Raw genomic sequence first — 25,808 nt, 5'->3', positions numbered from 1 at the left:
GCAAAGGTGCAACGGTTTGTTACAATGGATGCTCATTTTAAACTGTTAGATGGAAAATTAACATGCTGTCTCGTTTGGTTCGACAAATATTACAGGCAACGGTCTATGACGTTGCAATCGAAACCCCACTCGAAGCAGCGCCACGAATTAGTGAAAAACTAAACAATAACATTCGCTTCAAACGCGAAGACTTACAACCTGTCTTTTCTTTCAAGCTGCGCGGTGCTTATAACCGTATCAGCCAATTACCGAAATCTCAGTTGGAACGTGGCGTTATTACTGCTTCTGCGGGTAACCATGCACAAGGCGTGGCTTTATCTGGTCAAAAGTTAGGTATTCGCGCCATTATTGTGATGCCCAAAACCACACCCGATATTAAAGTACAAGCCGTTAAACGTTTGGGTGGTGAAGTGGTTCTCCACGGCGATTCTTTTGATGTTGCCAATAAATATGCAATTCAACGCGCAGCAGATGAAGGAATGACCTTTATTCCACCTTATGATGATGAACTGGTGATGGCTGGGCAAGGAACGATAGCCAATGAAATTTTACGTCAATGGCGCGATGTTGAATATGTATTCGTTGCGGTTGGTGGCGGTGGTCTTATTGCAGGTGTAGCAGCGTATCTGGGAGATGTCGCACCACATGTCAAAGTCATTCCTGTAGAATATGATGAATCTGCCTGTCTAAAAGCCGCTTTAGAAGCTAAAGAACGCGTGATTTTACCTTCTGTTGGTTTATTCGCTGATGGCACAGCTGTGGCTCAGATTGGTGAGAAACCATTTGAAGTGATTCAATTACAAAAATCTGATCTTTCAGGACCAATTGTTGAGCCAGAGGTTGTTTTAGTCAACACCGATGAAATCTGTACAGCGATTAAAGATACTTATGACGAATGTCGCAGTATCGTAGAACCTTCTGGTGCAATGGCTTTGGCAGGTATCAAAAAATATGTAGAAATGCATGGGCTTGAAGGCAAGAACATGGTGTCAATTGTTTGTGGTGCAAACATGAACTTTGACCGTTTACGCTATATTGCTGAAAGAACTGAATTAGGTGAACGTAAAGAAGCGATTTTTGCAGTTACGATCCCAGAAGAAAAAGGTTCTTTCCTTAACTTCTGTCGTGCTTTACAAGGTCGTAATATCACTGAATTTAACTATCGCGCAAGTGATGCTTCAGCAGCTCAGGTTTTTGTGGGTATTAGTTTGAAATTTGGTGAAAAAGAACGCCATGACATCTATGAAGCATTGAAAGTTCATTATGATGTTGATGATCTATCTGATGATGAAGTCGCAAAACTGCATATTCGTTATTTGATTGGTGGTCATGCAGATATTGCCAATGAACGTTTATTCCGAGTTGAATTCCCTGAACGCCCAGGCGCATTATTGACTTTCCTTGAACGTTTGGGTCCTACACATAACATCAGCTTATTCCATTATCGTAATCATGGGGCAGCTGAAGGTCGTGTTTTGGTTGGCTTGGATGCAGAAGATGCCGTACAAAACCCAGATGGTTTAATTGAGACTTTGGAAAATATCAATTATCCATACCAAGAAATTACCAATAATCTCGGTTATCAACGTTTCTTGAAATAAATTTAATGAAACCTATAAATAGCCCGTAATACTTTACGGGCTATTTATATCCATTTTATAAAAATAATAGACTTGCTTGATTCATGACTCTTTCCCGAACCGTCATTCAGCAAAAATAGTTACTCAATCTCCTTCTTTAGCAATGCAGGATAGAACTATCAATATCGCTATAATTTCACGTAGTTTACTTTTTAATAGTCGAAAGGGTTTTAAGAAGTTAAAACGTATAGATCAAATATTTAAAACAATCATACAATAAAGCGACCTATACTCAATATACGACCATATTTAAATCACCATCATCATTAAATGCCTCATTAAAAGCATCTGCAATTTGAATTAATTGATCTTCATCTTGCGTAGGTAGCAACATCCAATATGGATTCTCTCGATAAACCACTAATAATGATAACTGGTATTGGTTGGCTACTTTTTTAATCGCATCAAAAATGATTTCCTCTGTACGTTCCATCACATCGATTTGGTCTTCAAATTGTTCAAAGAGTTCCCCAACGGCACTTTCAATTTCATTTTGCAATTGTTCAGTGTCAACATTATGCTTTTTAAAATAAAAGTTATCTTCAATTCCATTATCATAATAATCTTTTAATTCAAAATAATGTAGGAAATCATGCTGTTCATTGATCCATTCATCAAAAGAATCGAATTCATCGTCTACTGGAATGGGTTGTGTCTTTAATTCAGCAACAGTTGCTTGAAGAAGTGGGTATATTTTATGTGGCATTATAATCTCTCATCATATTATTGTTAGCTTAGTGAAAAGCAAATTTAAACCTCAAGTCGATCTAGAACAATCAAATAATGCATAGTGCTCTATACTGACATCTTCATCATGAAATTGTTTATTAAAATGTTTACAGAATTTTTCAATTTTATGCTCATGGTTGGGAACAATTAACCAATAATAATCTTCAGCGTAGATCAGAAGCAACTCATGCTGATGTTGTTTTGCTTCGGTTAATATTTCTTCAAATACAATATCATAGACTTGATCTTGCACATTATAATAACGTCCAATAACATCTTTATGCAATTCATAATGATCAAATAAAGGTTGAGCTCTTTGACGAATGGTACTTTGAATACCTAGACCATCAACGGCATATTCATGAAATACCGCACTTCGCTCAATCTGATTTTCATGAAATTCCATGCGATCTATTTTCATCAAATACGCACGAAAACGACCGCCGAATTTTTCAGCAGCCATCCAATTCAGAAACTCTTCAAAACTTTTACGATACTTCTTTTTTGGTATATCCCTTTGCTTCAATTCAGGGAACCAATGTTGGAGTATTTTATAAATTTTTTTATCGTCCATTTTCTTATACTTACTTAAAGAACTAAATCTTGATGAAGATCAATTTTGTATACCTTGACTGAGCATAGCTAACTCATTTGAAGGTTTTATGACATAATTCAGGTTTTATTTACATATATCAGTTTATATTCAAGGTTTCGAGATTGGCGATTGAATACTTTAAATATAAAATATATAAAAATTGAAGATGATAATGCTCACACAATTTCAGTGCTGAGATAAGGATTTTGTAGAATGGCGCAGTTCGCTGTTATCGGTTTAGGTAGTTTTGGTGAAGCTGTTGCGCTTGAACTCACCAACTTAAACCATGATGTGATTGGTATTGATACATTAAAGAAAAATGTAGAAAACATTGCAGATAAAATCAGTCATGCCGTCATTGCAGATGCAACAGATGAACATGTTTTAGATGAACTCAATATCAAAAATTGCGATGCTGTTGTAGTTGCAATTGGAGAAGATATTGAAGCCAGTATTTTGTGCGTGCTCCATCTCAAAAACCTGGGTATTGAAAAGATTTTTGTCAAAGCCAAATCTAAATCACACCACATGATTTTATCGCATTTGGGAATCAGTAAAATCATTCACCCTGAAGAAGATATGGGAATCCGTGTTGCCCAGTCTTTAAGCTATCCGATGGTCAGACGCTATATGGCGCTCAATAATGATCGTTATATCGTAAAAATTGAAATTGGTGCGAACTTACAAGGCGCTCAGTTTCAAACTGTCATGGAAAATACCCCAGAACTCACCACTTTATTGTTACAACGTGGATCTCATGTTCTCTATGATATTGCACCAGGCACAATTTTACAGGAAAAAGACATTTTAATTCTTGAAGGACCTGTAGAAATGCTCAGACAATTTTCGATTCGCTTCTTATAGTTATAACTATGCGTTTATCTAAAAAAGAACTGATCAACAAGCAACACAACAGTATCAATCTCAGCCCTCCAAGCTTACTCGCTTTAGGTTTTCTGAGTTTTATTATTATTGGAACAGTGTTGCTCAAACTTCCTTTTGCCCATCAAGGTGATTTGACTTGGGTGGATGCCCTCTTTACTGCGACATCCGCAGTAACGATCACAGGGCTTTCCGTCGTCAATATCGGTGAATCATTGACCACTTTCGGTCAAGTGGTGGTCATGATCTTGATTCAATGTGGTGGTCTGGGATTTATGACCTTCGCAATCCTCGCTGCACTAAGTCTATCGTCCAAGATTGGGCTCAAACAGCAAATTATGGCGCAAGAAACCATTGGGCAAACCAGTTTAGCAAGAGCAACTTTTACTGTTAAAGGTGTTTTTCTCTATTCATTATTTTTTGAAGCGATTGGTACGGGTATTCTGACCATGGCATGGTCGCATCATTACGACCTAGAACACGCTTTCTTCTATGCCCTATTTTATAGTATTTCTGCTTTTAACAATGGTGGATTCTCACTATTCCCCAACAGCTTAATGAGTTTCTCAGATCAGTACATGGTGACCTTTACCATCAGTATGCTATATATCATTGGTGGTATTGGTTTTGTTGTATTGATGGACATTAAGAAAGCCAAACGCTGGAAGAAACTTTCAACCAACAGCAAACTAATTCTGTCGACCATTGCTGGGCTCAATCTGTTTGCGTTTATCGTGATTTGGGCGATTGAAGCATCTAATCCACTCACACTTGCACCTATGTCTTTTGGTGACCAAGCACTTAACGCATGGTTTCATGCAACTGTTCCTCGTTCATCAGGCTTTAACAGTTTGGAAGTCAGCAGTATGAGCAATGCTTCTACCTTAATCACTATGGTGCTAATGTTTATTGGTGGTGGGTCGCTCAGTACTGCGGGTGGGATTAAAGTGGGTACATTTATCATTATGATTTTAAGTGTCATCACTTTTTTAAAACGTTCAGATGAAATTACAGTTTTTGGTCATTCTGTTTCTCATCAAGCTACATTTAAAGCCCTTGCAGTCATAGCCATCACATCTCTTTTGATTTTGATTGGTTTTTTTACTTTATTGATCCTTGAACCAGATAAAAAGTTTTTAGATTTACTATTTGAAGCCGTCTCCGCAGCATGTACTGTTGGTTTATCGCGAGGAATAACTGAAAATCTGCATGCAGGCAGTCAAATTGCCTTAATTTGTCTCATGTTTGCTGGACGTCTAGGTCCTCTTACATTAGCTTATTTGATTGCAACCCCGAATAAAAGTCGTGTGCGCCACCCTACTACAGAAATTCAAGTGGGCTAACTTCTATCTTTGCAGACGAAGTGTCTAAAGAACCATTCAATACATTCCCATCAGCTTATGCGGATGGGAAAATACTGAGCTTGAAGTTTTATTTATATAGTCAATCTGTTGAAAAATTCATACAGTAGAATATCATTTCTCTTGATCAATAAAATTGAAAACGATCAATATATTGTTTAATGATATCAAGCTAACACTGCTACGCTTTAGCTCTAAAGTTTAAATTGTTTTGCGTAGGCGATACTTTACTTTTCAGAGATGAAAAGTAACAAAAATCTTCCGTTGAGCGAGGGGTACATCCTAATACCCCCGCTCAACATGGCGACATCCATGTCGCCTCGTGATAGCAATACTGTTTATGATTCAAAAGTACAAAATAAACGAATCATCCAAATCACTTGTATGAATAATCAGGCGGTTTGACTATAGGTTGCATAAAAAAGCGATCTTGTTGACCAAGATCGCTTTTTACATACATAAATCAATTATTCAACTTCTAATTCACTGTTGCCTTTAATCAGACGATGTTCAGACTGTAAATATTCATCAGACTGCATTTCTAGCAAACGCGAACGTGTACGCTCAATTTCAAAGGCAAGCTTTTCACCTTGATAAATTTCAATAATTGAATCTTCAGAAGTTAATAATAATTTTACTCCACGATCATAAAACTCATCGACCAAATAAATAAAACGACGTGTTCCTTCTGAAAGCAAATCAGTCAAATGCGGTACATTACTCACAAGAACAGTATTATAAATATTTGCAATTTCAATAAAGTCAGATGGGCTACGCGGCTTCATACATAGCTCTCTGAAATCACACCATAATACATCTTCAGTATGTCCCAGAGTTTCAACAATACGATTATTAATCGTAATAGGTTCTTCCGACACCGTCTGTGAAGCTGTCAAAGCACTAAAACGTTTTGCCATCCACACTTTATGATCATCGGTTAGCGGCGCTTTAAACAATTGTGCCTGTTTCAATACTCGTAAACGATAATCTACCCCAGCATCTACATTTAAAACGACGCAATGGGTTTTCACCATTTCAATGGTTGGGATAAAACGATCTCGATGGATACCATTTTTGTATAAGCCATCTGGCGCAATATTTGAAGTTGCTACTAAAGTAATGCCACGAGTGAACAATTTCTGGAACAAGTCACTCAAAATCATTGCATCAGTCACATTGGACACAAAAAATTCATCAAAGCAAATAACTACCGCTTCTTTGTAAATCTGATCTGCCACAATATCCAAAGGATTACGCTGCCCAGATAATTTATTAAGTTCTTTATGAACAAATTGCATAAAGTGATGAAAATGCATGCGTGTTTTACGACGAAATGGGATGGAATCGTAGAATTGATCCATTAACCATGTTTTTCCTCGTCCAACGCCACCCCACATGTAAACCCCTTTTGGCGCTGTTTGGCGACGGAAACGACGAAAAGCCTTTTTTGAAGCTTTATAACGATTAATCAGCTCTTGCCATACACGTTCCAGCTCATGTACTGCTTGTGCTTGAGCGTCATCTGGTAAAAATTGCCCAGAGGATAATGCTTTGGCATAACGCTCAGCAGGTGAAACGGGAGTAAATGCTGTTGAGGAAGTTCTATTCTGATCTAATAACATATCGTATTGTTACTTTTAAAGGCTAAAGGAAGTATATCGAAGATTCATTTTTGATAAATAAAACTTTGGCATAATTTCGATACTGTATTTCATTTTAACACCACCTGTTTATTTACCGTACTGTCGCGGGCTTTGTCCAAACCAACGTTTAAATGCATGATTAAATGCCGCGGGTTCTGAATAGCCTAACAATTCGGCAATCACTTCAATCGAATACTCTTTATATTCAATCAAACGTAAAGCTTTATGTTTAATTAACTGCTCTCGAATCTGTTTATAGCTGGTATTCAATTGTTGCAACTGATGGCGCAAGGTACGCTCAGGAACATTTAAAGCCTGTGCAACCTCAGCCATCGATGGAATAACACCTTGTTGTAATTCCAAATAATCATTGACACGTTGAATCAGCGGAGCAATTTTCTGTTCCTCAGCATTTAAACGCTCAATTTCAGCAATACATTTTGCCTCATACACCCGATGGGTAATGGGATCGGCTGAAGGTATGGGCAATTGCATCACATCTTCATTAATCCAAAATGCAGCGTTATCACAATTAAAGTGTAAATCTGAACCATAATAATCATGGTATTGTTTTAAAATACTGGGATCTTGAGGTTGCTGAAACGGTAATTCAATTCTGACACTTGGTGCAGTTAATCCCATCATTTTATAAATATCGTCAAGAAATTTATAGGTCCCTGAAATTTCACATTGCGCCCGAAGTAAACCCATTTCGGTTTCCAAATCCACTGGTTGATAAGTCAGTGCAATTTGATGATGGCCTTTTTCAAGTCCAAGTACTCCATACAGATAAGTCAAACCTTGATAACGAATCCCATTTTGAATTGCATCACCGACATTACTGCAAGTCACCAATAGCATCAATAAAGGACCAAATCCTGCTAGAGAATAATGCTGACCAATGAATAAACCTGTTTCAGGCTGTACACCTTGACCGATAATTTTCTGAATATCCCACTCTAAACTGGGATGAATAATTGAACTCGGATCAAGTGCATCAGCTTTAATCCCGACACTTGCAAGACGTGAGTCAACATCAATTCCCGCATTACGCATACCATGAATTAAATACATTAAACCGAGAATCGATCGCTTCATTTCATCATCATTTCATTTTCACCCAAACTTTTTACTACAAAGTCAACTTTTTGGAAATTGCCGAATATATCAATTTTCATGTCAGCGCAATCATATTTCAAATTCTACAATTTCTATATTCTATGCAAAACTGGAAAACTCAGAGTAAAGAAAAATGAGTACAACATCTGCGGTTAAAGCAAAAGCACAATCAACACAAGTTGCAATTATTGGAGCAGGTTTTGGGGGATTAGCCATGGCGATCCGCTTAATACAAGCCAATATCCATGACTTCATTATCCTTGAAAAAGCCAATGATGTGGGTGGTACATGGCGTGAAAACCAGTACCCTGGTGCTGCTTGTGATGTTCAATCGCACATGTACTCACTTTCATTCGCCCCCAAAACTGATTGGTCAAAACGTTATGCGGAAGCACCTGAAATTTTTGATTATATCCAAGATTTGATTCAAGAATATGATTTAAAAAAATATATTCAATTTAACCAAGAAGTGATTTCTGCACAATACGACCAAGATCAGTTTAATTGGCATTTAGCATTAAAAAATGGTCAGCAAATTGATGCACAATTTGTTATTTTTGCATCTGGTCCTCTGCATGTTCCACAAATCCCACAGATTAAAGGCATTGAAAAATTTAAAGGTGAAGTGTTTCACTCCTCTCAATGGAACCATAAATATAATCTGAATCAAAAGAATGTTGCCTCTATTGGGACTGGAGGAAGTGCAATTCAGTACATTCCTGAAATCGCTGCCAAAGTCAAAAATCTCTACGTATTACAACGAACACCTGCTTGGGTAATCCCACGCGATGAGCGTGCCTACAATACACTTGATAAAAAGCTATTTCAGCGCTTTGAATGGTTTAGAAAACTACATCGTGCCCGTTTATATTGGTCAAATGAGTCGCGTGTAGTACCTATTGTTAAACCACAAATCATGAAATACGGTCAAAAACTTGCTGAAGCCTTCATTAAATTCCAAGTCAAAGATCAACAAACAGCGAAAAAACTCATTCCTGATTATGTTATGGGCTGTAAACGCATCCTTATTTCAAATAAATATTTTCCAACTTTCAATCGTGACAATGTTGAACTGATTACTGATGCTATTCAAGAAATAACGGAAGACAGCATCATCACGAAAGATGGTAAAGCACGCCAAATTGATTGTTTAATCTATGGTACTGGTTTTATTACTGATCCACGCATTTACTTAAAATCTTTTGATTGCTATGGGGAAAATGGTCTTGAATTAAAACAAGCTTGGAAAGATGGCGCAGAAAGCTACTATGGTGTCATTACCAAAGGCTTTCCAAATCTATTCCAATTGCTTGGACCGAATACTGTATTAGGGCATAACTCTGTTATTTTCATGATCGAATCCCAAGTCAATTATATTTTACAGTTGATTCAGATGGTGCAAAAAACCCAAACGCAAGCTGTAGTCGTTAAAGCAGAAATTCAAGATCAATTTAATAAAAAAGTTCAAAAGCAACTTGAAGGTACCGTTTGGCAGTCAGGTTGTGTGAGTTGGTATCAACAGGATGGCGGTAAAAACTTTGCGCTTTGGCCTACATATACTTGGAAGTTTTGGTTAGAAACACGCAAGCTTAATCCGAGTGATTTTAGACTGTTAGGAAACAAACAAAAACTTCAAGCCAAATCTCAAGCCGCATAATTTTTTTGAAAATCAGGTCATAATATTGCAAACAGCTTTTAAAAGCTTCGCTATAATAGATAGGTTTTCACTGCCTATCTATTTTTTATGCAATCGCTTTGGTTAATTTTCCAACTATTATTTTGCTTGTTTTTAGGATTTATTCTCGCTCGAAGAATTCCTCAAATTATTGAAAAAATCGCGTTCAAGATATTACCTTATTTCACTTATATTTTACTGATTGCGATTGCCATCGAATTTTCTCAGACCATTCACAATATTGCCAGTCCTGCACAAATATTAACCAGCGCCCTGACGATCGCATTAACCACATCATTGGGTGCTTTTATCTGTTGCTACATCGTGTTTAAAGCGATTGGATTTAAACCCGCCCAAGGTAAAGTCTCTGCTGAATTATTGCTCGGTTCGTTATTAAATATTAGTTATGCCTTTATCGCTTTGGCAATCGGTTATGCACTGGCTGAATTTGCACATGCTGCTGATTTACCTTTACATATCAGTACATGGAACCTACTTTTAGTTTATATGCTATTGATCGGTTTGGATTTAGCTTATTCACCACTGGATCGTTCTTGGTTAAATTGGAAAATCATGCTGGTTCCTTTGGCATGTGTAATCGGCTCACTCTTTGGTGCAATTGCTTCATTTTTCTTGATACAAGGCATCAGTATGAGAGATTTAATCATGTTATCGCAAGGTTATGGTTTCTATTCAATGACAGGGATTGTAGTAACAGAATTAAAGAACGCTCACTTAGGCAGTGTGGCTTTAATGAATGATTTATTTAGAGAAATATTTGCAATTTTATTTATGTATATGATTGGATGGCGTTACCCACGATCTGCAATTTCTTCAGCTGGTGCAACAGCAATGGATGTCACATTACCCATGGTAAAACAAGCCTGCGGCAATGACTTTATTCCACATGCGATGGTCAGTGGTTTTGTCCTGTCAGTACTTGCTCCAATTGCGGTCAGCATATTGGCAGCACTTTAAACGATTTATAATTTCGAATGTTTTTCATACATCGTTAGATTAAAATGTTCTTTATAATGCAACCAAAAATAACCCTCTTTTCAATATTGAAAGAGGGTTTACTTTTTAAAGCGTTGCGAGAATATCTTGAAGTGTTTGGCTTGGATTTGCCGATTGAGTAATCGGTCGACCAATGACTAAATGTGTCGAACCATCAAGCATCGCTTGTTTAGGTGTAACGATACGTTTTTGATCGTCTGCATTTGCACCTGCTGGGCGAATCCCAGGTGTAACAAGCGCAAATTCTGCACCTAGATCTTGGCGTAACATTTTTGCTTCTTGTGCAGAACAGACTACACCATCCAAACCACTGTCTTGAGTGAGTTTGGCAAGACGCTTCACTTGCTCAAAAGGTTCTATATCTAAACCAATATCTCGTAGATCTTCACGCCCCATTGAGGTCAAAACAGTTACAGCGATCAGTTGTGTAGAATAATTACCTGCTTTTAAACGCTCTACACAGGTCTCCATCATCATACGACCACCAGAAGCGTGAACATTCACCATCCATACCCCTAAGTCAGCCGCAGCACATACTGCCTGCGCAGTCGTGTTTGGAATATCATGAAATTTCAAGTCCAAAAATACTTCAAAGCCTTTATCATGCAATGCTTTAACGACACTTGGACCTTCATGAGTAAATAGTTCTTTACCCACTTTTAAACGGCATAGTGATGGATCGAGCTGATCAGCAATTTTTAGGGCGTCATATTGGCTTTTTGCATCTAAGGCAACAATAATACTCACGGATCTTCATTCCATCACATAAAATTTGGCACATTATAAAGTGATTAGGAGAAGCAGAAAACCGACTTCACTAAAAAACCCAGTTTTAACATTGCAAAATGCACTATCTCTGTTCAGAAATTAGAATTGCACGTGTATCTTGCTCGAGTGCTTCAAAGATATGCGCTTGATCTGCTGGATAAGACATATAATCACCAGCTTTTAGAACTTCATAAGCATTGACCAAACCTACTTTCGCTGATCCTTGCATGATAATAATATGCTCTACACTCCCTACAGGATGCGGTTGACTACAACGAGGTTCTCCTGGTTGAGTCGTTAAAATATACACATCCCGTCTTGCATTCGGTGGACATGTTGCTAACAAGACTGCTTGATAATTCGATATTTCAGAAGTTACAGAAGCACCTTCTCCATAGCGAATAACTTGCGATGATTGTGTTTGTACTTCTACCAGTTTAGCAAAAGGAATATTTAAAGCCACACATAATGCCCATAATGTTTCCAGACTAGGATTACCCTGTCCAGACTCAAGCTGAGAGAGTGTAGATTTCGCGATGCCTGCACGTCTTGCAACCTCTCCTAAGGACAAGGCTGCACTTTTTCGTTCTCTTTGTAAATTGGTTGCAATGATTTCAATAGGTATCGTCATTATTTCACTCAAAAAATACGATCGTTCGATTTGACGAACAATTATAATCAAACTATTATAACAAATGACTGTTCATTATATCGAACAATCCTACACTCTAAATTCAGGCTGACTCTGATGAAGTATAAAGAAATTAAAAGCTTACCTAAGCCTCTTGTCAAATCTATTGTGATTATTTGTATAGCCACAGGATTAATTGGTGTTTCCTTAGGCTCACTTGCCGTCAACTATCACCTGCCAATCTGGATTCCATTGCTTCTATCAAGTTGCGTACTGGCAGGCGCTGCTGAATTTACATTTATTGGCATGATCGCTTCTGGGAGCAGTCCAATTACTGCTGCAATTGCTGGGCTTTTAATCAATCTTCGCCACCTCCCATTTGGTTTAGCTGTACACCATTTTATTGAAAATAATAAGTTTAAGTTTTTTGCAAGCCATATCATGAATGATGAGAGTGTATTATTCGGGCTTACACAATCATCAGACACTCTAAAACGTAGTGCATATTGGCTTTGTGGGATGGGAATTTTGCTGACTTGGCCCTTAGGCGTATTGATAGGTTATCTTATGGGAAGCCACCTAGAGTATACAAAACTTTTAGGAATCGATACGATTTTTCCTGTAGTGCTGTTTGCACTTACATTCAAGGCATTAAAGCGAAAATCAACACGAAAATCCGCAATCACAGGTGCAATAATAAGTTTAGCAACAGTTCCTTTTCTTCCAACTGGAATCCCAATACTCATGTCCTTGTTGGGTCTAATTGCAGGAAGAAAATAACATGAATCAACAAATGATTATTTTAATTGGTATTATGATTCTTGCAGGTGGCACATACCTAATTCGTTACTCAGGCTTGGCATTTAATCATTATTTTTCGATCAGTAAACAGCAAGAACAATTGTTTAATGATGCAGCAACCACTTTACTTTTTTCGATTGCAATCTTGAGTACTTTTTTTGAAGGCAACGAATCGACTGATTTTGCTAAAATTATCGGTGTCGCTGTCGGTTTGTATTTAATTTGGAAAAATTATTCGCTGATCAGTATTATTCTCGTATCTACGCTTGTTACTACTGTGTTTCGCTTGATCAAGTAGTGCGATTTTAACTAAAACAAATGGAATCAATAACAAAACAAAAAGCGCTTTACCGGTGAGATAAAGCGCTTTTTTAGCATAATGATTAAAGAGGATTAGAATTCTTGTTTTCAGGTTGAATATCTAATACCGTCTTTTCATGACGAGCATTTGCAGCAGCTTCAGCAGCAGCCAATTGCGCAGTCTGAATTTGTTCCTTTCTGAGATGATCAATATCTTTACGAAGACGCTTAACTTCCCAAGCATTTTGGAATACACGGAAAACCTGTACACCAAGCAACAATCCAAGAACAATTCCGAGGACTAAAGTCAATAATAGTAATAGCCCTAAACGCATTGCTGGAACCTGTGTAAACAACAAGTCTACTGGTAGCTCAGCAGGGTTTTGTAAGACTAATGCTAAAGCATAACCAAATACCACCAACAGTAATGCAACTAAGAAATAGCGCATAATCACCCCATTCGAATTTTATTAGTTAGCAGATTCGTTTACTGCATCACGCAATGCTTTACCAGGCTTAAAGTGCGGCACTGCTTTCGCTGCAACTTCTACAGACTTACCTGTTTTAGGATTACGACCTACACGCGGCTCACGGTGGTGCAGTGCAAAGCTACCAAAACCACGAATTTCAATACGATCATCTGAAGACAATGATGCAATCATTTGATCAATCATAATTTTTACTGCTTCTTCAACCAATGGCTCTGCCAAATGTGGGTTCTTGAGAGCAATTCTTTCTATTAAGTCAGACTTATTAAGTGCTTCAGTTGTCATTTAAGACCTCATTAATTTTAATGCTATTTGACATACACTAGATAATATCCTTTTTAAATACAAAAAGGTAGCGCAGTCATCATATACTACGCTACCTTTTACAGTATTTGAATAAAAAATATTAATTAATTACATTAAATAATACTTCTTAACAATAACTTAGTGGTTCATTTGCGCTTTGATCAAATCACCAATAGTCTTAGGACCATTGTCTTGACCATTTGCAACTGTTTTCAAGTTAGCTACTGCTTCTTTCTCTTCAGCTTCGTCTTTCGCTTTAATCGACAAGTTGATAGAACGTGATTTACGATCTACATTGATGATTTTAGCTTCAACTTCTTGACCAACTTCTAAGAATTTAGTTGCATCTTCAACGCGATCACGGTTGATTTCAGATGCTTTCAAAGAAGCTTCAACTTCGTCAGCTAACTTAACAGTAGCGCCTTTAGCGTCAACTGCAGTTACTGTACCTTTAACCAACGCACCGCGTTCGTTAGCAGCTAAGAAGTCATTGAACGGATCGCTGTTCATTTGCTTGATACCAAGGCTGATACGGTTACCTTCTGCATCTACAGACAAGATAACAGCTTCAACTGTATCACCTTTCTTGTAACGACGGATGGCATCTTCGCCTTGTTCGTTCCAAGAAATATCAGACAAGTGAACTAGACCATCGATACCGCCTGGTAAACCGATGAAGATACCGAAGTCAGTGATTGACTTAATCGTACCTGAAACTTTTTCACCTTTGTCGTGTGACTTAGAGAATTCTTCCCATGGGTTCGCACGAGTTTGCTTGATACCCAATGAAATGCGGCGACGCTCTTCATCAACTTCAAGAACCATAACATCAACTTCATCACCAATCTGAACAACTTTAGATGGGTGGATGTTTTTGTTGGTGTGATCCATTTCAGAAACGTGAACTAAACCTTCAACGCCTTCAGCGATTTCAGCGAAACAACCGTAGTCTGTTAAGTTCGTTACACGCGCTTTAACGATAGAACCTTTAGGATAACGGTTCATGATCGCTAACCAAGGATCTTCGCCTAATTGCTTAAGACCTAAAGATACACGGTTACGTTCTTTGTCAAATTTAAGTACTTTAACAGTAACTTCTTGACCCACTTCAACAACTTCTGAAGGGTGTTTGATACGTTTCCACGCCATATCTGTGATATGAAGAAGACCATCAATACCACCAAGGTCAACGAATGCACCGTAATCAGTAAGGTTTTTGATTGTACCTGTAACTGTTTGACCTTCTTCCAATTGAGAAAGAAGCGCTTCACGGTCAGCTGAAGATTCAGCTTCCATAACAGCACGACGAGATACAACAACGTTGTTACGTTTAGCATCAAGTTTGATTACTTTGAATTCTAACTCTTTACCTTCAAGGTGAGTTGTGTCACGGATAGGACGAGTGTCTACCAATGAACCAGGTAAGAATGCACGAACTGGACCGATGTCAACAGTGAAACCGCCTTTAACCTTACCAGAGATAACACCAGTAACGATTTCGCCGTCTTCAAAGATTTTTTCAAGTTTAGTCCAAGTTTCAGCACGTTTCGCTTTTTCACGTGATAAAACTGTTTGACCCATACCGTTGTCAAGCGCTTCAACAACAACATCAACTTCGTCGCCAACTTGAACTTCAAGTTCACGTTGTTCGTTTAAGAATTCTGAGCGTGCAACAACACCTTCAGATTTAAGGCCAGTGTCAACAGTAACCCAGTCAGAGTCGATGCTAACAACGATACCTTTAATAACGGCACCTTTGTCGATATTAAGAGTTGATTCGCTTTCTTCAAAGAGGGCTGCAAAAGATTCGGTCATGATATACCTAGAAAAGTCAGCGGTCTTGGATCAGACAAGGCCGGTTTAGTTAAGCATCTACATAGTCCATATGAAACTGATCAAGCTATGCTTTTGCTAATATTTAATTAAATATTCGTTACTTAGCTAAATGAGTATCGACATAATCAGTCATCAGTTTAAATACTTCATCAATGTTCAATTCTGAACTATCGATGATATAAGCATCTACTGCTGGCTTGAGTGGAGCGACTGCGCGTTCCATATCTCGCTTATCTCGAGCTTGTATATTAGCTAAAATGTCGCTTATTTTAACATCCAGCCCCATTCCCTGCAACTGTTTTACACGACGTGCTGCACGGGACTCAGCCGATGCGGTGAGATATATTTTAGCTTGCGCTTGTGGAAAGATCGAAGTCGCCATATCTCGACCATCTGCAACCAAACCAGGCATTTGAGCAAATGCATGCTGACGTTCAACCAAAGCCGCCCTAAGCGCTGGAATTGCAGCAACTTTTGAAGCAAATTCCCCCACCCGTTCAGTACGGATGGTTTGGGTCACATCTTCCCCATCGAGTAAAATAGTTGTACCAGTTTCAGTCGTCTTAAACACAATATCCAAATGCATTGCAATTGTAACGCTTTGTTGAAGTGTATCCACATCATCCAAAGTATCCAACAATGCTTTTTGATGTAACGACAACCCAAGCAAACGATAGAGCGCCCCAGAATCCAAGAGATGAAATTGATAATGATCTGCGAGTTTTGCTGCCAGTGTTCCCTTACCAGAACCACTCGGTCCATCAATCGTGATAATTTGAATTGTCATTGTATTTCCAATTAAGCTACAGACTTTGCAAGTTTCTTAAAGCCAAGTGTAATCGCTAGTTTAAGCTGTGCAAGTATTAATTTACTCACAAAAGGTGCACGTGCTTGTAATTCGATCGTATAGTTAACACGGGTTTTATTTGGTGAAAGCTCTTCAAACTCAATAATTCCAATATGGTGTTTGATGAGTGGATTCTTAATCAACTTATATTCGATACGTTTATTGACATCTAGATACGTGATTTGCTCTTGAATTGGTTTAATCGGACCAAATCCCATACGACGAATCGACCCTAATCCATCTGGACGTTCAGGATCAGCCGCATCTTTTACACGTACCACTTGTACAGGCGCAAATGCCACATTGTAGGTTGCATGTTTCGACAGTAAGTCAAATACCTGTTCAACTGGTGCATCAAACTCTTGTTTTACTTGAATAGAATTCATTATTGTACCCTTTTATGCTGGTCATATATTTTGTCGCACTTATTTTTGACAATATCAATTGTCATTAAAAACACCTGTATTCTAGATCATTTTAATGTGTCATTTAAGGTCTTTTGTTGTTGCTTGAATTGTTTTTTTTGTTCACGACGCATTTTAAAAAAATTAGACAATTGAAGTGAACATTGTTGCTGCAAACATCCACCTTGATATTCAAATATATGATTGTAGTAACCTGTCTCCAACAACCTTCGGCTACTGATGAGCGAACCAGCTTTAGGTTCTTCTGCACCAAATACAACACGATGTACCCTAGCATGTATCAACGCACCTACACACATTGTGCAAGGTTCAAGCGTTACATATAAAGTGGTATCTTCAGGAAGTCGGTAGTTTTGAATATTGAGACAAGCATGCCGGAGTGCTTGAATCTCGGCATGTGCAGTAGGATCATGTTGTGCAATCGGTTGGTTAAAGCCCATGCCAATTAATTGACCTTGACTGACCAAGACTGCACCTACAGGTATTTCACCAAGGGAAGCTGCGAATGCAGCTTGCTCTAAAGCAAGTTGCATCCATTTTTCATCAACATTTTGCTGCGGCAATTCAGTCATTTTAGACTAGGTAATGCCATATTGAGTCAATAGTACATTCCAACTTTCAATAGTCGTTTTCGGCGGATTGTGTCCAAGAATGCCTTTTAACGTTCTTGATTCAACCTTTTCCCACTCTGGAGACAGATCTTTGTCAACTAAACGCGCACGTACACCTTCAACAAAATCTGGATGACGAATTTTCCAGTCAGAAATTTGCTTTTCCAATTCAAATACTTCAGCCCAAGAATGAACTTGGCGTCCCCATTGCCATAATAACCATGTAATTGCAGCAGTACTTGGAGAACCTTTTTGTAAGTTCTCACTGGCTTGGCGCAACCAGTCACTGCGTGCATCGCTTAAACCAATGATCGCTTCATAATCTTGTTCAAAGTTTACACCACGACAAACACTATGGATTACATCCAATGAGTTTTGTAGAGGACCCGGTGAAACCGGGCGATGTAAACTATTTAGCGTGTCATCCAAAGCACGGAAATCACCAGCAGGATAATGATCCCAATCAATATCGAGTAGTTTTTGCAACACTACATCACGTTGCGCATCACAAATGTGGGTTGCCCAACCGATTCCATAACCACCTGCAGCAGTCATGATGGATCCTGTTAAACCAGTAAATAATCCGATAGGACCACGATCTGCCAAGAATCGCGTCGCACCAACATCTGGATAAAGTCCAATATTCACTTCTGGCATCGCCAAACGAGAGTAAGGCGTCACCAAACGGAATGGTGCAGCCATAAATAAGCCTAAACCACCACCCATAACATAACCTTCACCCCAAACAACAATAGGTTTGGCATAGTTATGTAGCAATAAATCTAAAGCGTATTCAGTTTCAAAGAATTGATTGGCAGTTTCGACTTCATTGTTAATCACCAATTGACGAAGCTTACGCACATCACCACCGGCACAAAATGCCTTAGGTGTAGTTGAATCTAACCAAATTGCCTTGACTGCATCATCATCATGAAAATCTTCAAACAGCTTCAACAGTGCTGCAACGATGGATTCATCCAGCGCATGAAGCGATTTAGGTCGATTTAACCGAATAATGCGCCAGCCATTTTGCGCTTCTTCGATAATCAAATCAGGGTGATAGTTATTTATTTCGGGAGAATTTGTCATGCGTCCAGCTGCCAGTCGATTGGCTCAATGCCATGTTGTTTCAGGTAATTATTTGTTTTAGAGAAAACCTTACAACCAAAAAAACCACCACGATTTGCTGCCAATGGAGATGGATGAGCAGCCTTTAATACGAGGTGTTTGTTCTGATCGATACGTTGTCCTTTTTTCTGAGCATATGCACCCCATAGGATAAACACAATTTGCTCTCTTCGCTCATTGAGTACATCAATGACATGATCGGTAAAATTTTCCCAACCACGTTTCTGATGTGATGTAGGTTGCCCAGCCTCTACGGTCAATACACTATTAAGCAGTAACACGCCTTGTTGCGCCCATTTACTCAAATCACCATGACGTGAGACTGGAACACCTAAATCGGTATTCAGTTCATGAAAAATATTGCGCAAAGACGGAGGTAATGCGACCCCTTTTTGTACAGAAAAACTCAAGCCATGCGCTTGATCAGGACCATGATAAGGGTCTTGTCCAAGAATCACCACTTTTACGTTTGGAAGAGGCGTTGTGTCTAAGGCATTGAAAATGAGCGAGCTTGGTGGATATATGGTTTTGTTTGCATTTTTTTCAGCCACTAAAAAAGAACGCAAATCATCCATTTGCTGACTTAATAGGAAATCAGCCAAGCCTTCTTTCCAACTTTGATCTAACCGAACTTGATTTAGTTTTGTTTGTTCGAGTTCAGACAATTGCATCAACTTTCATCCTAAATTTTAATTTCCTAAAAAACGTATTTATATCTCAATGGGTTTCTTGATTGAAACCGCAATTTATATTTTAACCTGTAAATCCACTTCAGGGTTTTGAAATTGAACACCTTGTTTCAATTTTTCATACATTTCAGGGTCTGTCCACTCAACTTGAACTTGTTCAGAAAAAATAATTTTATCCAAACTTAGCAGTCCCATTTGTGTGTTTTCAATATCTTCCTGAAAGCTTTGCGCATATCCTGTATCTGTTTCATGCACGATAACAGAATAAACCTCAACATCACCTTCACCATTCTGGGTAATGGTTGATTTTAGAACCTGTTGCGCAAGAAAGAAAAATACGCGTGAAAACTGCTCAGCTGAAGGTGAAACGGGTAATGCCACCCAACGCGCACTAAATGTTTTACACGCTTGAATATACTCAGGACTATCTTCTTGCCAAAAACAAATCGCATGATCAAAGCTATCAAAAATTTCTTTGATTATTCCTTTCAGCAATCCAAAATCATATACCATTTGACCATGATCAAGTTTTGAAGCTTTCAGTAATAACTCAACTTTATAGCTATGCCCATGTATAGATCGCTTACAACGATCTGATGTGCAATTACGCACAATATGTGCATTTTCAAACTTAAATAACTTACGAATTAACATGAGCCAAATTTTATAAACAAAGCGGTTAAGAAACTCGATTATAAAGCAAAACTCGAACCCTGAGCATTAATTTTCTCGTTCATTACAATTAGCTAAAAGGATAATCCCCTTTTTTGGCTTGGATTGAGCTTATCCAATTCAATAAAATATCTCAACCAACCTTTTTACAACCTTAAAAATCCTTTTAGAATAATAAACTTACAAATAATTCTTTTAATCTTTCAATTAAAAAGGTGCCAAACTTCGTGAGTATACAAACACTTGCGACTGATCATTTCGTAACAAATGACTGGTAAATTGACGCTTACGGTTGCTTAATAAGACTTCGATTTTTGCTTTAAAATAATTCGATCTCACACCAAAAATTTTGTCTGCTTCTGTTTTTTCCGTTGCATCCAAACTATAAAAGGGTGATATTTTCATCAAATCACCCACATTGGCAAAATACTCAAGTTTTTCTTGGCGTGCATTTAATGCAGTTTGTATGCTATTGACATCTAATTTTTCATTGAGTGCTGCCAAAACCATGGCAGGTGCTGTATTGACATTAATTCGCGTATTGATGTCTGGTAAAGCTGATATGTAAGGCGCAATCAAATCATATTTGGTACCTTCAAAACCACGCACCAACTTTAACTCTTCAATACTGGCAAATTTACGATTTGCAGCAGAATAAGGTTTAGGGAGACCTTGATAGTAGCTTGTTTCTGCTCCCATTGCGCCGATCGTTTCATTATCAGGATCTTGCCAATCAATAACTGCCTGAACGTTATCCGCGGGTAAACCCACACGCACCAACAATTTAGAGAAATATTTCTGTGCTGCCTCATTCGGCTTAGCTTCAGTGTTTAATAGACTATTGAGGTTGAATTTACCCGATTCATCTTCCAAAACACCTGAGACATAACCATCTTCCACTGGAAAGGCTGGCATGGGTTTTGCCCATGTTTCTTGAAGGTAGTCAGCTTCTTTCCCATTCTCACTATCCTGAACCAATATCTCAGAATAAAAAGCTTCTGCACTTTTGGCATAGAACAAGGCTTGGCTTTGACGTTTTAAAAAGCCTGTGCTTTCATTGGTATAGTTTTGATGTTTTGCAATTGATGCAGCAATAATCGTTGCCAAAGCCACCATTACTAAAATAGTAATTAAGGCAATCCCTTGCTGTGGTTTGAATTGTATAAATGATTTATCCATTTTGATTATTCTTTATCAAAAAATCAGTATTCAATAAACTAAAAATCCACTCATATTCTACTTCATGAATCGTGATTTTCATTTTAATTCCACGCGGTAATTGGCTATCATTTTTAGTTAAATCATTTGGCCAACTATCTGACTCATTTGGATTGAGTATTTCAATTTGATAGGCATCTACATCCGTCAGCATGACACTCGACAATGGTTGTTCCGAGCTATTTCGATTCAGATTGGAATACTTTAATCGATATAGTTTCTTCTCTTGCTGGTCATAACCGTATTCTATTCGCTCATAAGGTGAGAGACCTTGCTTTAAAGGATCTGTAACACCAGCTTTACTAAATGATAGTTTTTGTCGATCTAAGCGCAATGCAGGTTCAACTTGTTCACCACTTCGGGCTGAAATTGGCACGATTTGTAATGTATCACGCTGAATTTGTTGATATGCACCTTGGAGTTGCCCTAAATTTTCTTCGTGCATCACATTACGATCTTTGACCTTAATCAAATAATCAAATATTTTCCAACCCAAGGCAGAAAGCACCGCAAAAATAGCAATTGCGACAAGTAGCTCAATCAAAGTAAAGCCTGATCTTTTCTGCATTTTGACAGTATTATTGTTTTTATTTTGGACGACGTTCATGACTATTTTTCTTTGATTGGATAATTATAAAACACCATATTGGTGATTCCTGCTTCCACTTTACCTGTATCAGTATTAAATAAACTGACCTGCACATCGATTTTTTGCACATCAGGACTCAGTGTAGACTCTGCTTTTTTATCCACTTGCCATGTTTCACCTTGAGCCGTGATCTGTTTTGAAGCTGTTCCAGTTAACCACTCTCGGTTAATCATCATCATTGAAATTTCATTTTGTGCAACAAATTGTGCTTTGGTCCGTAAAATGGCATTGGCTGTAGATTGGGTGTATTGCATCGCAACTTTAGTCAAAGCCATTGCTGCAACAGCAAAGATCGCCAATGCCACGACTACTTCGATAAGGGTAAAGCCTTTATTTTTCTTCATCGACTTTACCTAAATAGTCTACCCGAATCACACCACCTACAGGTTTTTGTTGATAATACATTTGAATCATGACAGGTTTTGCTTCTCCATTGCCAAACCAAATCAATTTAGGTGCATTATTTCCCAATAAATCCGCATTATTGGCATCTCGAAACTGATGCTCTTGAGGCTGAATAGAAAATGAAACCTGATCTGGCAAATTTCGGCGGGTAAAATCTGTTACATCTTTCCAAGGCTTGTTATCAATCACACGTACACGCTGTACTGGATCTTGCTGCATGGGAATATATTCGACCAATCCATATTGTGCGGTAGCGACATCGGTTGCAGCATGAAAATCCAAAGCATAAATACGGGATTGATCATTGGCTTCACGATTGATTTGCTTTAAATCAAGCAATAGCATCTCACGTGCTTGCATCGCCTTACGCTGATCAACACCGTCAATATTTAAAACAATCAATGAAGCGATAATGCTGATAATCACAATGACAACCATCACCTCAATCAAGGTAAAACCTTTATTGTTGAGAGATGTTGGCATACGCTTCATAACCGTTAAGCCACTTGTTCTGAAGCTTGTGGGTGTTTGGGAATCGCCAATGCTTGATCAATCAATGCCACACGCAAAGTATCTCGACAACCCAAATAACGTTGATAAAAACTTGAATTCAGTATTGCAGCGCCGCCATGTGTGATTGACCAAATCGAAGCCAAATAATCACGTACTGACATCAAACTATGTATGGACTCCAAATAACTTTCCGTCATCCGAATAATCAGACGAAGACGTTGTTTGCGAACCTGATAAAGCTCATTAAACAAGTGATAAATCCCTTGTCCTGTAGTCGATAAACGTTCTTCAATTTGATGAAATAACACCGCTCTTTCAGGATGATGTAAATGGTGCAGCATAAAAAAAGCCAAATGCTCTGGAAAAGCTTTTTCAGTGTCTCGCACCATCTCTAATAACATGCGTTCATTACGAATAATCAGCAGCATGTAAAGTTCATCTTTACTCTGAAAATGTTTATAAAGTGTTCCCTTCGCTAGATCTAGTTCCGCTGCGAGTGCATCTAATGTCATCCCCGCTTCACCGTTTTCTAAAAGCAATTGTTCAGCAACCTGAAAAATTAAAGCTTCTCTTGCTCTAAATTGAGCCTGTCGATCCATCTTCACCCGATAAACTCTCTTGTTAATTCTATCCGTTAATAAATTGACGCACTTCTAGTCATGATTTTATCAATCAGTGGCGCTTTACTTTTGTCGAAGAAGATTTTCAAAATTTTGTGTGGTAATGAAAGCCATCTCCTCAAGTGTTTTATCATATACATCACTTAAGGCTTTGGCTACATAGGGAACGTATTTAGGTTCGTTAGACTTTCCTCTATAAGGCATCGGCGCTAAATAAGGACTATCTGTTTCAATTAGAACACGATCAAGTGGTACTTGTTTAGCCACATCTCTTAAATCCTGTGCATTTTTAAAGGATACAATCCCAGAAAATGAGATGTAATAGCCACAATCCAAAACAGCTTTGGCAGTTTCCCAGTCCTCAGTAAAACAGTGCAAAATACCATGCGTTGACTTTTCAGCGCGTATAATATCGACAGTTTCATGCTTTGCAGAACGGGTATGTACCACTACGGGTTTGTTGACGATTTGCGATGCATGGATATGTCGTGCGAAACATTGTTTTTGTTCTTCTATAAATTCGGTGCTGTGAAAGTAATCTAACCCTGTTTCACCCAGTGCCCAAACTTTTTCAGTTTGTGCAAGTTCTACAAGTTTTTCTACAGTTGCGCGCTGCATCATCTCTGGATCTTCACAAGGATGCACCCCAACACTATAACCAACATCGGCATGACGTGCGGCGATATCAGCAAGCACAATATGGTCATCTAAATCCACAGAAATCCCCATAAATTTAGAGACTCCTGCATCCCGTGCCTGCTGTAATGCTAGATCCAAATCGCCTGCATAAGGTTCAAGATTTAACATGGTTAAATGACAATGCGTATCAACAAACACAGGCTTTCCTAAATATTCTAAATTGGCTTACATTGTAAAGCTTGGACGATCCAAAGACATACTCCCAGCGAGTAGTTTTTCTGCTTCCATTTTGTAATAGACGCCTTTTTCACCAGTTAACTGAATTGCAAAACCTTGAGGCTTCATACCATTTTGTTTTTGCGTGATCCAAATCACCTTACCCGTTAAAGGAATTTTTTGTGATTGATCTGGCAAGCCCGCAAGCACAAAAACTTCATCACCCATTTTGACTGGGGTTTTTGAAGGTACAAACAAACCACCACCTAAAATATATGGCATATAGCTTGCCTGCAAAGTTGCTCGATCAGCGATGTTCACTTGAATCAAACCGCCCATACGTGGTTGCATGATTATTCCCCTTAAATATTCAAATTTTATGTCACATTCATTAACTGAATGGTGAGTTGATCAATAATTAGATTTGTTTGTACATTTTGATCAACTTTGAGTTTCGCTTGTTGTAAGTTTTCATAAATCGAGAACAGTGTTTGTAAATCATATTGTGTCGCAATCTCTGAAAACACTAAATCTGAATTTTTGACAACTTGATTCAGCTTGACACAAATTATATCTGACAACAAGTATTCAAACATTTGAATCAGATCATAAAAACTCAGTTCTTTATTCCATTTTGAAGCAAACTGCATTGGCATGCTTTTTTGACTGACCAGTTTGAACCAATCTTGCAAAAATTCCCCACGCCGATTCAGCCAATCCAATTCTGCAAGGGACTGTGCTTGTAAAGGCATATTGTTAGATAAGTTCATCAACAACTGAATTTGAGCATGTTTTTCTACAGGAAGTTGTTGCTGTAAATACTGCTCTGTTTGTATAGGAGTAATACGATCCATCGCAAAATGCTGTAATCGACTACGAATTGTTGCAGGAAGCTTTAGATAATGATCCGCCAACAAAATAATCAATACCCGTTCACCAGGCTCTTCGAGTGTTTTTAATAATGCATTTGCTGAAGCAATATTTAATGCTTCAGCGGGTTCAATCACAATAACGCGCCAACCATCTACTGTCTGTTGCACAAATGGTAGTAAATCACGGATCTTCTCGATCTTAATTTTCGCGTTTTGTTTCTTATTCTCTTCATCGGTCGTGATATTGACATAATTAGGATGGGTATCCGATTTTAACCACTGACAACTGCTACACTCACCACAAGCACCTTGTGGCGTCTTATTTAAACATAAAACCCATGACAAAAAATGCTGTGCAAAAGCCTCTTTGCCACAGCCCTTTTTACCATAAAATAGTAGACCGTGTCCTAATTTGGGAAAACGTGTAGTCAGTGTATCCCATGTTTGTTGTTGCCAAGGGTAAACCTGAGAACTTGATGCATCCATAAATTAAAGACCTAAAAAACAAATAGC

30 protein-coding genes are annotated in these 25,808 nt (G+C 38.3%); 7 read left to right on the top strand and 23 right to left on the bottom strand.

The window, feature by feature from the left end; translation table 11 throughout:
- The first annotated feature begins 62 nt into the window (after positions 1–62).
- Positions 63–1,601, top strand: coding sequence for a threonine ammonia-lyase, biosynthetic (gene ilvA, locus AC1Z3T_RS04725; protein WP_004830962.1), 1,539 nt, complete (start codon positions 63–65; stop codon positions 1,599–1,601).
- A gap of 271 nt (positions 1,602–1,872) precedes the next feature.
- On the opposite strand, the gene AC1Z3T_RS04720 is transcribed toward ilvA, so the two are convergent.
- A complete protein-coding gene (locus tag AC1Z3T_RS04720; protein ID WP_199959040.1) occupies positions 1,873–2,346 on the bottom strand; it encodes a hypothetical protein in 474 nt (157 codons plus the stop codon).
- Positions 2,347–2,397: 51 nt separating this feature from the next.
- Positions 2,398–2,943 carry a hypothetical protein gene (locus AC1Z3T_RS04715; RefSeq protein WP_004830964.1) on the bottom strand — a complete coding sequence of 182 codons (546 nt, stop codon included), beginning with the start codon at positions 2,941–2,943 and terminating at the stop codon, positions 2,398–2,400.
- Positions 2,944–3,177: 234 nt separating this feature from the next.
- Between AC1Z3T_RS04715 and AC1Z3T_RS04710 the strand changes: the two genes are divergently transcribed.
- Entirely contained in the window at positions 3,178–3,828 is a 651-nt protein-coding gene (locus tag AC1Z3T_RS04710) for a potassium channel family protein (RefSeq protein WP_004830966.1), read from the top strand.
- 8 nt (positions 3,829–3,836) lie between these two features.
- A complete protein-coding gene (locus AC1Z3T_RS04705) occupies positions 3,837–5,189 on the top strand; it encodes a TrkH family potassium uptake protein (protein WP_004830967.1) in 1,353 nt (450 codons plus the stop codon).
- A 485-nt stretch (positions 5,190–5,674) separates the two neighbouring features.
- Here the strand turns inward: AC1Z3T_RS04705 and zapE are convergent, their stop codons facing one another.
- Together zapE and AC1Z3T_RS04695 are read right to left on the bottom strand one after the other, a co-directional pair.
- Positions 5,675–6,829: a cell division protein ZapE gene (gene zapE / locus AC1Z3T_RS04700; protein ID WP_009586656.1), complete on the bottom strand. Its 1,155-nt coding sequence runs from the start codon at positions 6,827–6,829 to the stop codon at positions 5,675–5,677.
- Positions 6,830–6,937: 108 nt separating this feature from the next.
- Positions 6,938–7,948 (bottom strand): helix-turn-helix domain-containing protein, encoded by a 1,011-nt coding sequence (locus tag AC1Z3T_RS04695; protein ID WP_483396484.1) that lies wholly within the window; start codon positions 7,946–7,948, stop codon positions 6,938–6,940.
- Positions 7,949–8,102: 154 nt separating this feature from the next.
- On the opposite strand from AC1Z3T_RS04695, the gene AC1Z3T_RS04690 reads away from it, so the two are divergent.
- Complete coding sequence (locus tag AC1Z3T_RS04690) at positions 8,103–9,626, top strand: flavin-containing monooxygenase (RefSeq protein WP_483396483.1); 1,524 nt, start codon at positions 8,103–8,105, stop codon at positions 9,624–9,626.
- Positions 9,627–9,713: 87 nt separating this feature from the next.
- Positions 9,714–10,622 (top strand): LysO family transporter, encoded by a 909-nt coding sequence (locus AC1Z3T_RS04685; protein WP_483396482.1) that lies wholly within the window; start codon positions 9,714–9,716, stop codon positions 10,620–10,622.
- A 105-nt stretch (positions 10,623–10,727) separates the two neighbouring features.
- Here the strand turns inward: AC1Z3T_RS04685 and pyrF are convergent, their stop codons facing one another.
- Entirely contained in the window at positions 10,728–11,408 is a 681-nt protein-coding gene (gene pyrF / locus AC1Z3T_RS04680; RefSeq protein WP_058971301.1) for an orotidine-5'-phosphate decarboxylase, read from the bottom strand.
- A gap of 103 nt (positions 11,409–11,511) precedes the next feature.
- Complete coding sequence (locus tag AC1Z3T_RS04675; RefSeq protein ID WP_004830974.1) at positions 11,512–12,060, bottom strand: helix-turn-helix domain-containing protein; 549 nt, start codon at positions 12,058–12,060, stop codon at positions 11,512–11,514.
- A gap of 117 nt (positions 12,061–12,177) precedes the next feature.
- Here AC1Z3T_RS04675 and AC1Z3T_RS04670 point away from each other — a divergent pair, with 117 nt between their 5' ends.
- Both AC1Z3T_RS04670 and AC1Z3T_RS04665 read left to right on the top strand, forming a co-directional pair.
- Complete coding sequence (locus AC1Z3T_RS04670; protein ID WP_058971303.1) at positions 12,178–12,840, top strand: AzlC family ABC transporter permease; 663 nt, start codon at positions 12,178–12,180, stop codon at positions 12,838–12,840.
- Between the two features lies 1 nt (position 12,841).
- On the top strand, positions 12,842–13,159 hold the full coding sequence (locus AC1Z3T_RS04665) for an AzlD domain-containing protein (RefSeq protein WP_005029240.1): 318 nt from the start codon (positions 12,842–12,844) through the stop codon (positions 13,157–13,159).
- Positions 13,160–13,244: 85 nt separating this feature from the next.
- Here the strand turns inward: AC1Z3T_RS04665 and AC1Z3T_RS04660 are convergent, their stop codons facing one another.
- The 17 genes from AC1Z3T_RS04660 to AC1Z3T_RS04580 all read right to left on the bottom strand — a co-directional run bounded on the left by AC1Z3T_RS04660 (position 13,245) and on the right by AC1Z3T_RS04580 (position 25,781).
- The gene (locus tag AC1Z3T_RS04660; RefSeq protein WP_004830977.1) at positions 13,245–13,610 is read right to left on the bottom strand and encodes a lipopolysaccharide assembly protein LapA domain-containing protein; all 366 of its coding nucleotides are present in this window, start codon (positions 13,608–13,610) and stop codon (positions 13,245–13,247) included.
- A 21-nt stretch (positions 13,611–13,631) separates the two neighbouring features.
- Entirely contained in the window at positions 13,632–13,934 is a 303-nt protein-coding gene (locus AC1Z3T_RS04655) for an integration host factor subunit beta (RefSeq protein WP_004720793.1), read from the bottom strand.
- A 159-nt stretch (positions 13,935–14,093) separates the two neighbouring features.
- The gene (rpsA, locus tag AC1Z3T_RS04650) at positions 14,094–15,770 is read right to left on the bottom strand and encodes a 30S ribosomal protein S1 (RefSeq protein WP_100885089.1); all 1,677 of its coding nucleotides are present in this window, start codon (positions 15,768–15,770) and stop codon (positions 14,094–14,096) included.
- Positions 15,771–15,888: 118 nt separating this feature from the next.
- On the bottom strand, positions 15,889–16,578 hold the full coding sequence (gene cmk / locus AC1Z3T_RS04645) for a (d)CMP kinase (protein ID WP_004830979.1): 690 nt from the start codon (positions 16,576–16,578) through the stop codon (positions 15,889–15,891).
- Positions 16,579–16,589: 11 nt separating this feature from the next.
- Entirely contained in the window at positions 16,590–17,024 is a 435-nt protein-coding gene (locus AC1Z3T_RS04640; protein ID WP_004830980.1) for an SRPBCC family protein, read from the bottom strand.
- A gap of 86 nt (positions 17,025–17,110) precedes the next feature.
- Complete coding sequence (gene tadA, locus AC1Z3T_RS04635) at positions 17,111–17,635, bottom strand: tRNA adenosine(34) deaminase TadA (RefSeq protein ID WP_042087213.1); 525 nt, start codon at positions 17,633–17,635, stop codon at positions 17,111–17,113.
- A gap of 6 nt (positions 17,636–17,641) precedes the next feature.
- Positions 17,642–18,763, bottom strand: coding sequence for an enoyl-CoA hydratase/isomerase family protein (locus AC1Z3T_RS04630; RefSeq protein WP_263511434.1), 1,122 nt, complete (start codon positions 18,761–18,763; stop codon positions 17,642–17,644).
- Positions 18,760–19,473, bottom strand: coding sequence for a uracil-DNA glycosylase (gene ung, locus AC1Z3T_RS04625; protein WP_483396481.1), 714 nt, complete (start codon positions 19,471–19,473; stop codon positions 18,760–18,762). The genes AC1Z3T_RS04630 and ung overlap by 4 nt, the downstream gene beginning before the upstream one ends.
- A 75-nt stretch (positions 19,474–19,548) precedes the next feature.
- The gene (locus AC1Z3T_RS04620; RefSeq protein ID WP_005029250.1) at positions 19,549–20,145 is read right to left on the bottom strand and encodes a 6-pyruvoyl trahydropterin synthase family protein; all 597 of its coding nucleotides are present in this window, start codon (positions 20,143–20,145) and stop codon (positions 19,549–19,551) included.
- A gap of 225 nt (positions 20,146–20,370) precedes the next feature.
- The gene (gene gspK, locus AC1Z3T_RS04615) at positions 20,371–21,342 is read right to left on the bottom strand and encodes a type II secretion system minor pseudopilin GspK (protein ID WP_483396480.1); all 972 of its coding nucleotides are present in this window, start codon (positions 21,340–21,342) and stop codon (positions 20,371–20,373) included.
- Positions 21,335–21,988 (bottom strand): type II secretion system minor pseudopilin GspJ, encoded by a 654-nt coding sequence (gspJ, locus tag AC1Z3T_RS04610; RefSeq protein WP_483396479.1) that lies wholly within the window; start codon positions 21,986–21,988, stop codon positions 21,335–21,337. Before gspJ ends, gspK begins: the two co-directional genes overlap by 8 nt.
- 2 nt (positions 21,989–21,990) lie before the next feature.
- Positions 21,991–22,374 (bottom strand): type II secretion system minor pseudopilin GspI, encoded by a 384-nt coding sequence (gene gspI / locus AC1Z3T_RS04605; RefSeq protein ID WP_004830987.1) that lies wholly within the window; start codon positions 22,372–22,374, stop codon positions 21,991–21,993.
- A complete protein-coding gene (locus tag AC1Z3T_RS04600; RefSeq protein ID WP_009586651.1) occupies positions 22,361–22,927 on the bottom strand; it encodes a prepilin-type N-terminal cleavage/methylation domain-containing protein in 567 nt (188 codons plus the stop codon). Before AC1Z3T_RS04600 ends, gspI begins: the two co-directional genes overlap by 14 nt.
- Before the next feature lie 5 nt (positions 22,928–22,932).
- Positions 22,933–23,547 (bottom strand): TetR/AcrR family transcriptional regulator, encoded by a 615-nt coding sequence (locus tag AC1Z3T_RS04595; protein ID WP_004830990.1) that lies wholly within the window; start codon positions 23,545–23,547, stop codon positions 22,933–22,935.
- Positions 23,548–23,631: 84 nt separating this feature from the next.
- A complete protein-coding gene (locus tag AC1Z3T_RS04590; protein ID WP_046760311.1) occupies positions 23,632–24,405 on the bottom strand; it encodes a TatD family hydrolase in 774 nt (257 codons plus the stop codon).
- A gap of 27 nt (positions 24,406–24,432) precedes the next feature.
- The gene (locus AC1Z3T_RS04585; RefSeq protein ID WP_004830992.1) at positions 24,433–24,774 is read right to left on the bottom strand and encodes a PilZ domain-containing protein; all 342 of its coding nucleotides are present in this window, start codon (positions 24,772–24,774) and stop codon (positions 24,433–24,435) included.
- 26 nt (positions 24,775–24,800) lie between these two features.
- A complete protein-coding gene (locus tag AC1Z3T_RS04580; RefSeq protein ID WP_151797318.1) occupies positions 24,801–25,781 on the bottom strand; it encodes a DNA polymerase III subunit delta' in 981 nt (326 codons plus the stop codon).
- Between the last annotated feature and the right edge of the window lie 27 nt (positions 25,782–25,808).

The organism is Acinetobacter sp. B-6 (assembly GCF_056930735.1).
Note: the sequence above shows the minus strand (reverse complement) of the source record. Positions and strands in the feature narration are given on the sequence as shown.

Coding starts and splice junctions, on each gene's coding strand:
- ilvA (WP_004830962.1), top strand. CDS start 63: ATGCTGTCTCGTTTGGTTCGACAAATATTACAGGCAACGGTCTATGAC.
- AC1Z3T_RS04720 (WP_199959040.1), bottom strand. CDS start 2,346: ATGCCACATAAAATATACCCACTTCTTCAAGCAACTGTTGCTGAATTA.
- AC1Z3T_RS04715 (WP_004830964.1), bottom strand. CDS start 2,943: ATGGACGATAAAAAAATTTATAAAATACTCCAACATTGGTTCCCTGAA.
- AC1Z3T_RS04710 (WP_004830966.1), top strand. CDS start 3,178: ATGGCGCAGTTCGCTGTTATCGGTTTAGGTAGTTTTGGTGAAGCTGTT.
- AC1Z3T_RS04705 (WP_004830967.1), top strand. CDS start 3,837: ATGCGTTTATCTAAAAAAGAACTGATCAACAAGCAACACAACAGTATC.
- zapE (WP_009586656.1), bottom strand. CDS start 6,829: ATGTTATTAGATCAGAATAGAACTTCCTCAACAGCATTTACTCCCGTT.
- AC1Z3T_RS04695 (WP_483396484.1), bottom strand. CDS start 7,948: ATGAAGCGATCGATTCTCGGTTTAATGTATTTAATTCATGGTATGCGT.
- AC1Z3T_RS04690 (WP_483396483.1), top strand. CDS start 8,103: ATGAGTACAACATCTGCGGTTAAAGCAAAAGCACAATCAACACAAGTT.
- AC1Z3T_RS04685 (WP_483396482.1), top strand. CDS start 9,714: ATGCAATCGCTTTGGTTAATTTTCCAACTATTATTTTGCTTGTTTTTA.
- AC1Z3T_RS04675 (WP_004830974.1), bottom strand. CDS start 12,060: ATGACGATACCTATTGAAATCATTGCAACCAATTTACAAAGAGAACGA.
- AC1Z3T_RS04670 (WP_058971303.1), top strand. CDS start 12,178: ATGAAGTATAAAGAAATTAAAAGCTTACCTAAGCCTCTTGTCAAATCT.
- AC1Z3T_RS04665 (WP_005029240.1), top strand. CDS start 12,842: ATGAATCAACAAATGATTATTTTAATTGGTATTATGATTCTTGCAGGT.
- AC1Z3T_RS04660 (WP_004830977.1), bottom strand. CDS start 13,610: ATGCGCTATTTCTTAGTTGCATTACTGTTGGTGGTATTTGGTTATGCT.
- AC1Z3T_RS04655 (WP_004720793.1), bottom strand. CDS start 13,934: ATGACAACTGAAGCACTTAATAAGTCTGACTTAATAGAAAGAATTGCT.
- rpsA (WP_100885089.1), bottom strand. CDS start 15,770: ATGACCGAATCTTTTGCAGCCCTCTTTGAAGAAAGCGAATCAACTCTT.
- cmk (WP_004830979.1), bottom strand. CDS start 16,578: ATGACAATTCAAATTATCACGATTGATGGACCGAGTGGTTCTGGTAAG.
- AC1Z3T_RS04640 (WP_004830980.1), bottom strand. CDS start 17,024: ATGAATTCTATTCAAGTAAAACAAGAGTTTGATGCACCAGTTGAACAG.
- tadA (WP_042087213.1), bottom strand. CDS start 17,635: ATGACTGAATTGCCGCAGCAAAATGTTGATGAAAAATGGATGCAACTT.
- AC1Z3T_RS04630 (WP_263511434.1), bottom strand. CDS start 18,763: ATGACAAATTCTCCCGAAATAAATAACTATCACCCTGATTTGATTATC.
- ung (WP_483396481.1), bottom strand. CDS start 19,473: ATGCAATTGTCTGAACTCGAACAAACAAAACTAAATCAAGTTCGGTTA.
- AC1Z3T_RS04620 (WP_005029250.1), bottom strand. CDS start 20,145: ATGTTAATTCGTAAGTTATTTAAGTTTGAAAATGCACATATTGTGCGT.
- gspK (WP_483396480.1), bottom strand. CDS start 21,342: ATGGATAAATCATTTATACAATTCAAACCACAGCAAGGGATTGCCTTA.
- gspJ (WP_483396479.1), bottom strand. CDS start 21,988: ATGAACGTCGTCCAAAATAAAAACAATAATACTGTCAAAATGCAGAAA.
- gspI (WP_004830987.1), bottom strand. CDS start 22,374: ATGAAGAAAAATAAAGGCTTTACCCTTATCGAAGTAGTCGTGGCATTG.
- AC1Z3T_RS04600 (WP_009586651.1), bottom strand. CDS start 22,927: ATGAAGCGTATGCCAACATCTCTCAACAATAAAGGTTTTACCTTGATT.
- AC1Z3T_RS04595 (WP_004830990.1), bottom strand. CDS start 23,547: ATGGATCGACAGGCTCAATTTAGAGCAAGAGAAGCTTTAATTTTTCAG.
- AC1Z3T_RS04585 (WP_004830992.1), bottom strand. CDS start 24,774: ATGCAACCACGTATGGGCGGTTTGATTCAAGTGAACATCGCTGATCGA.
- AC1Z3T_RS04580 (WP_151797318.1), bottom strand. CDS start 25,781: ATGGATGCATCAAGTTCTCAGGTTTACCCTTGGCAACAACAAACATGG.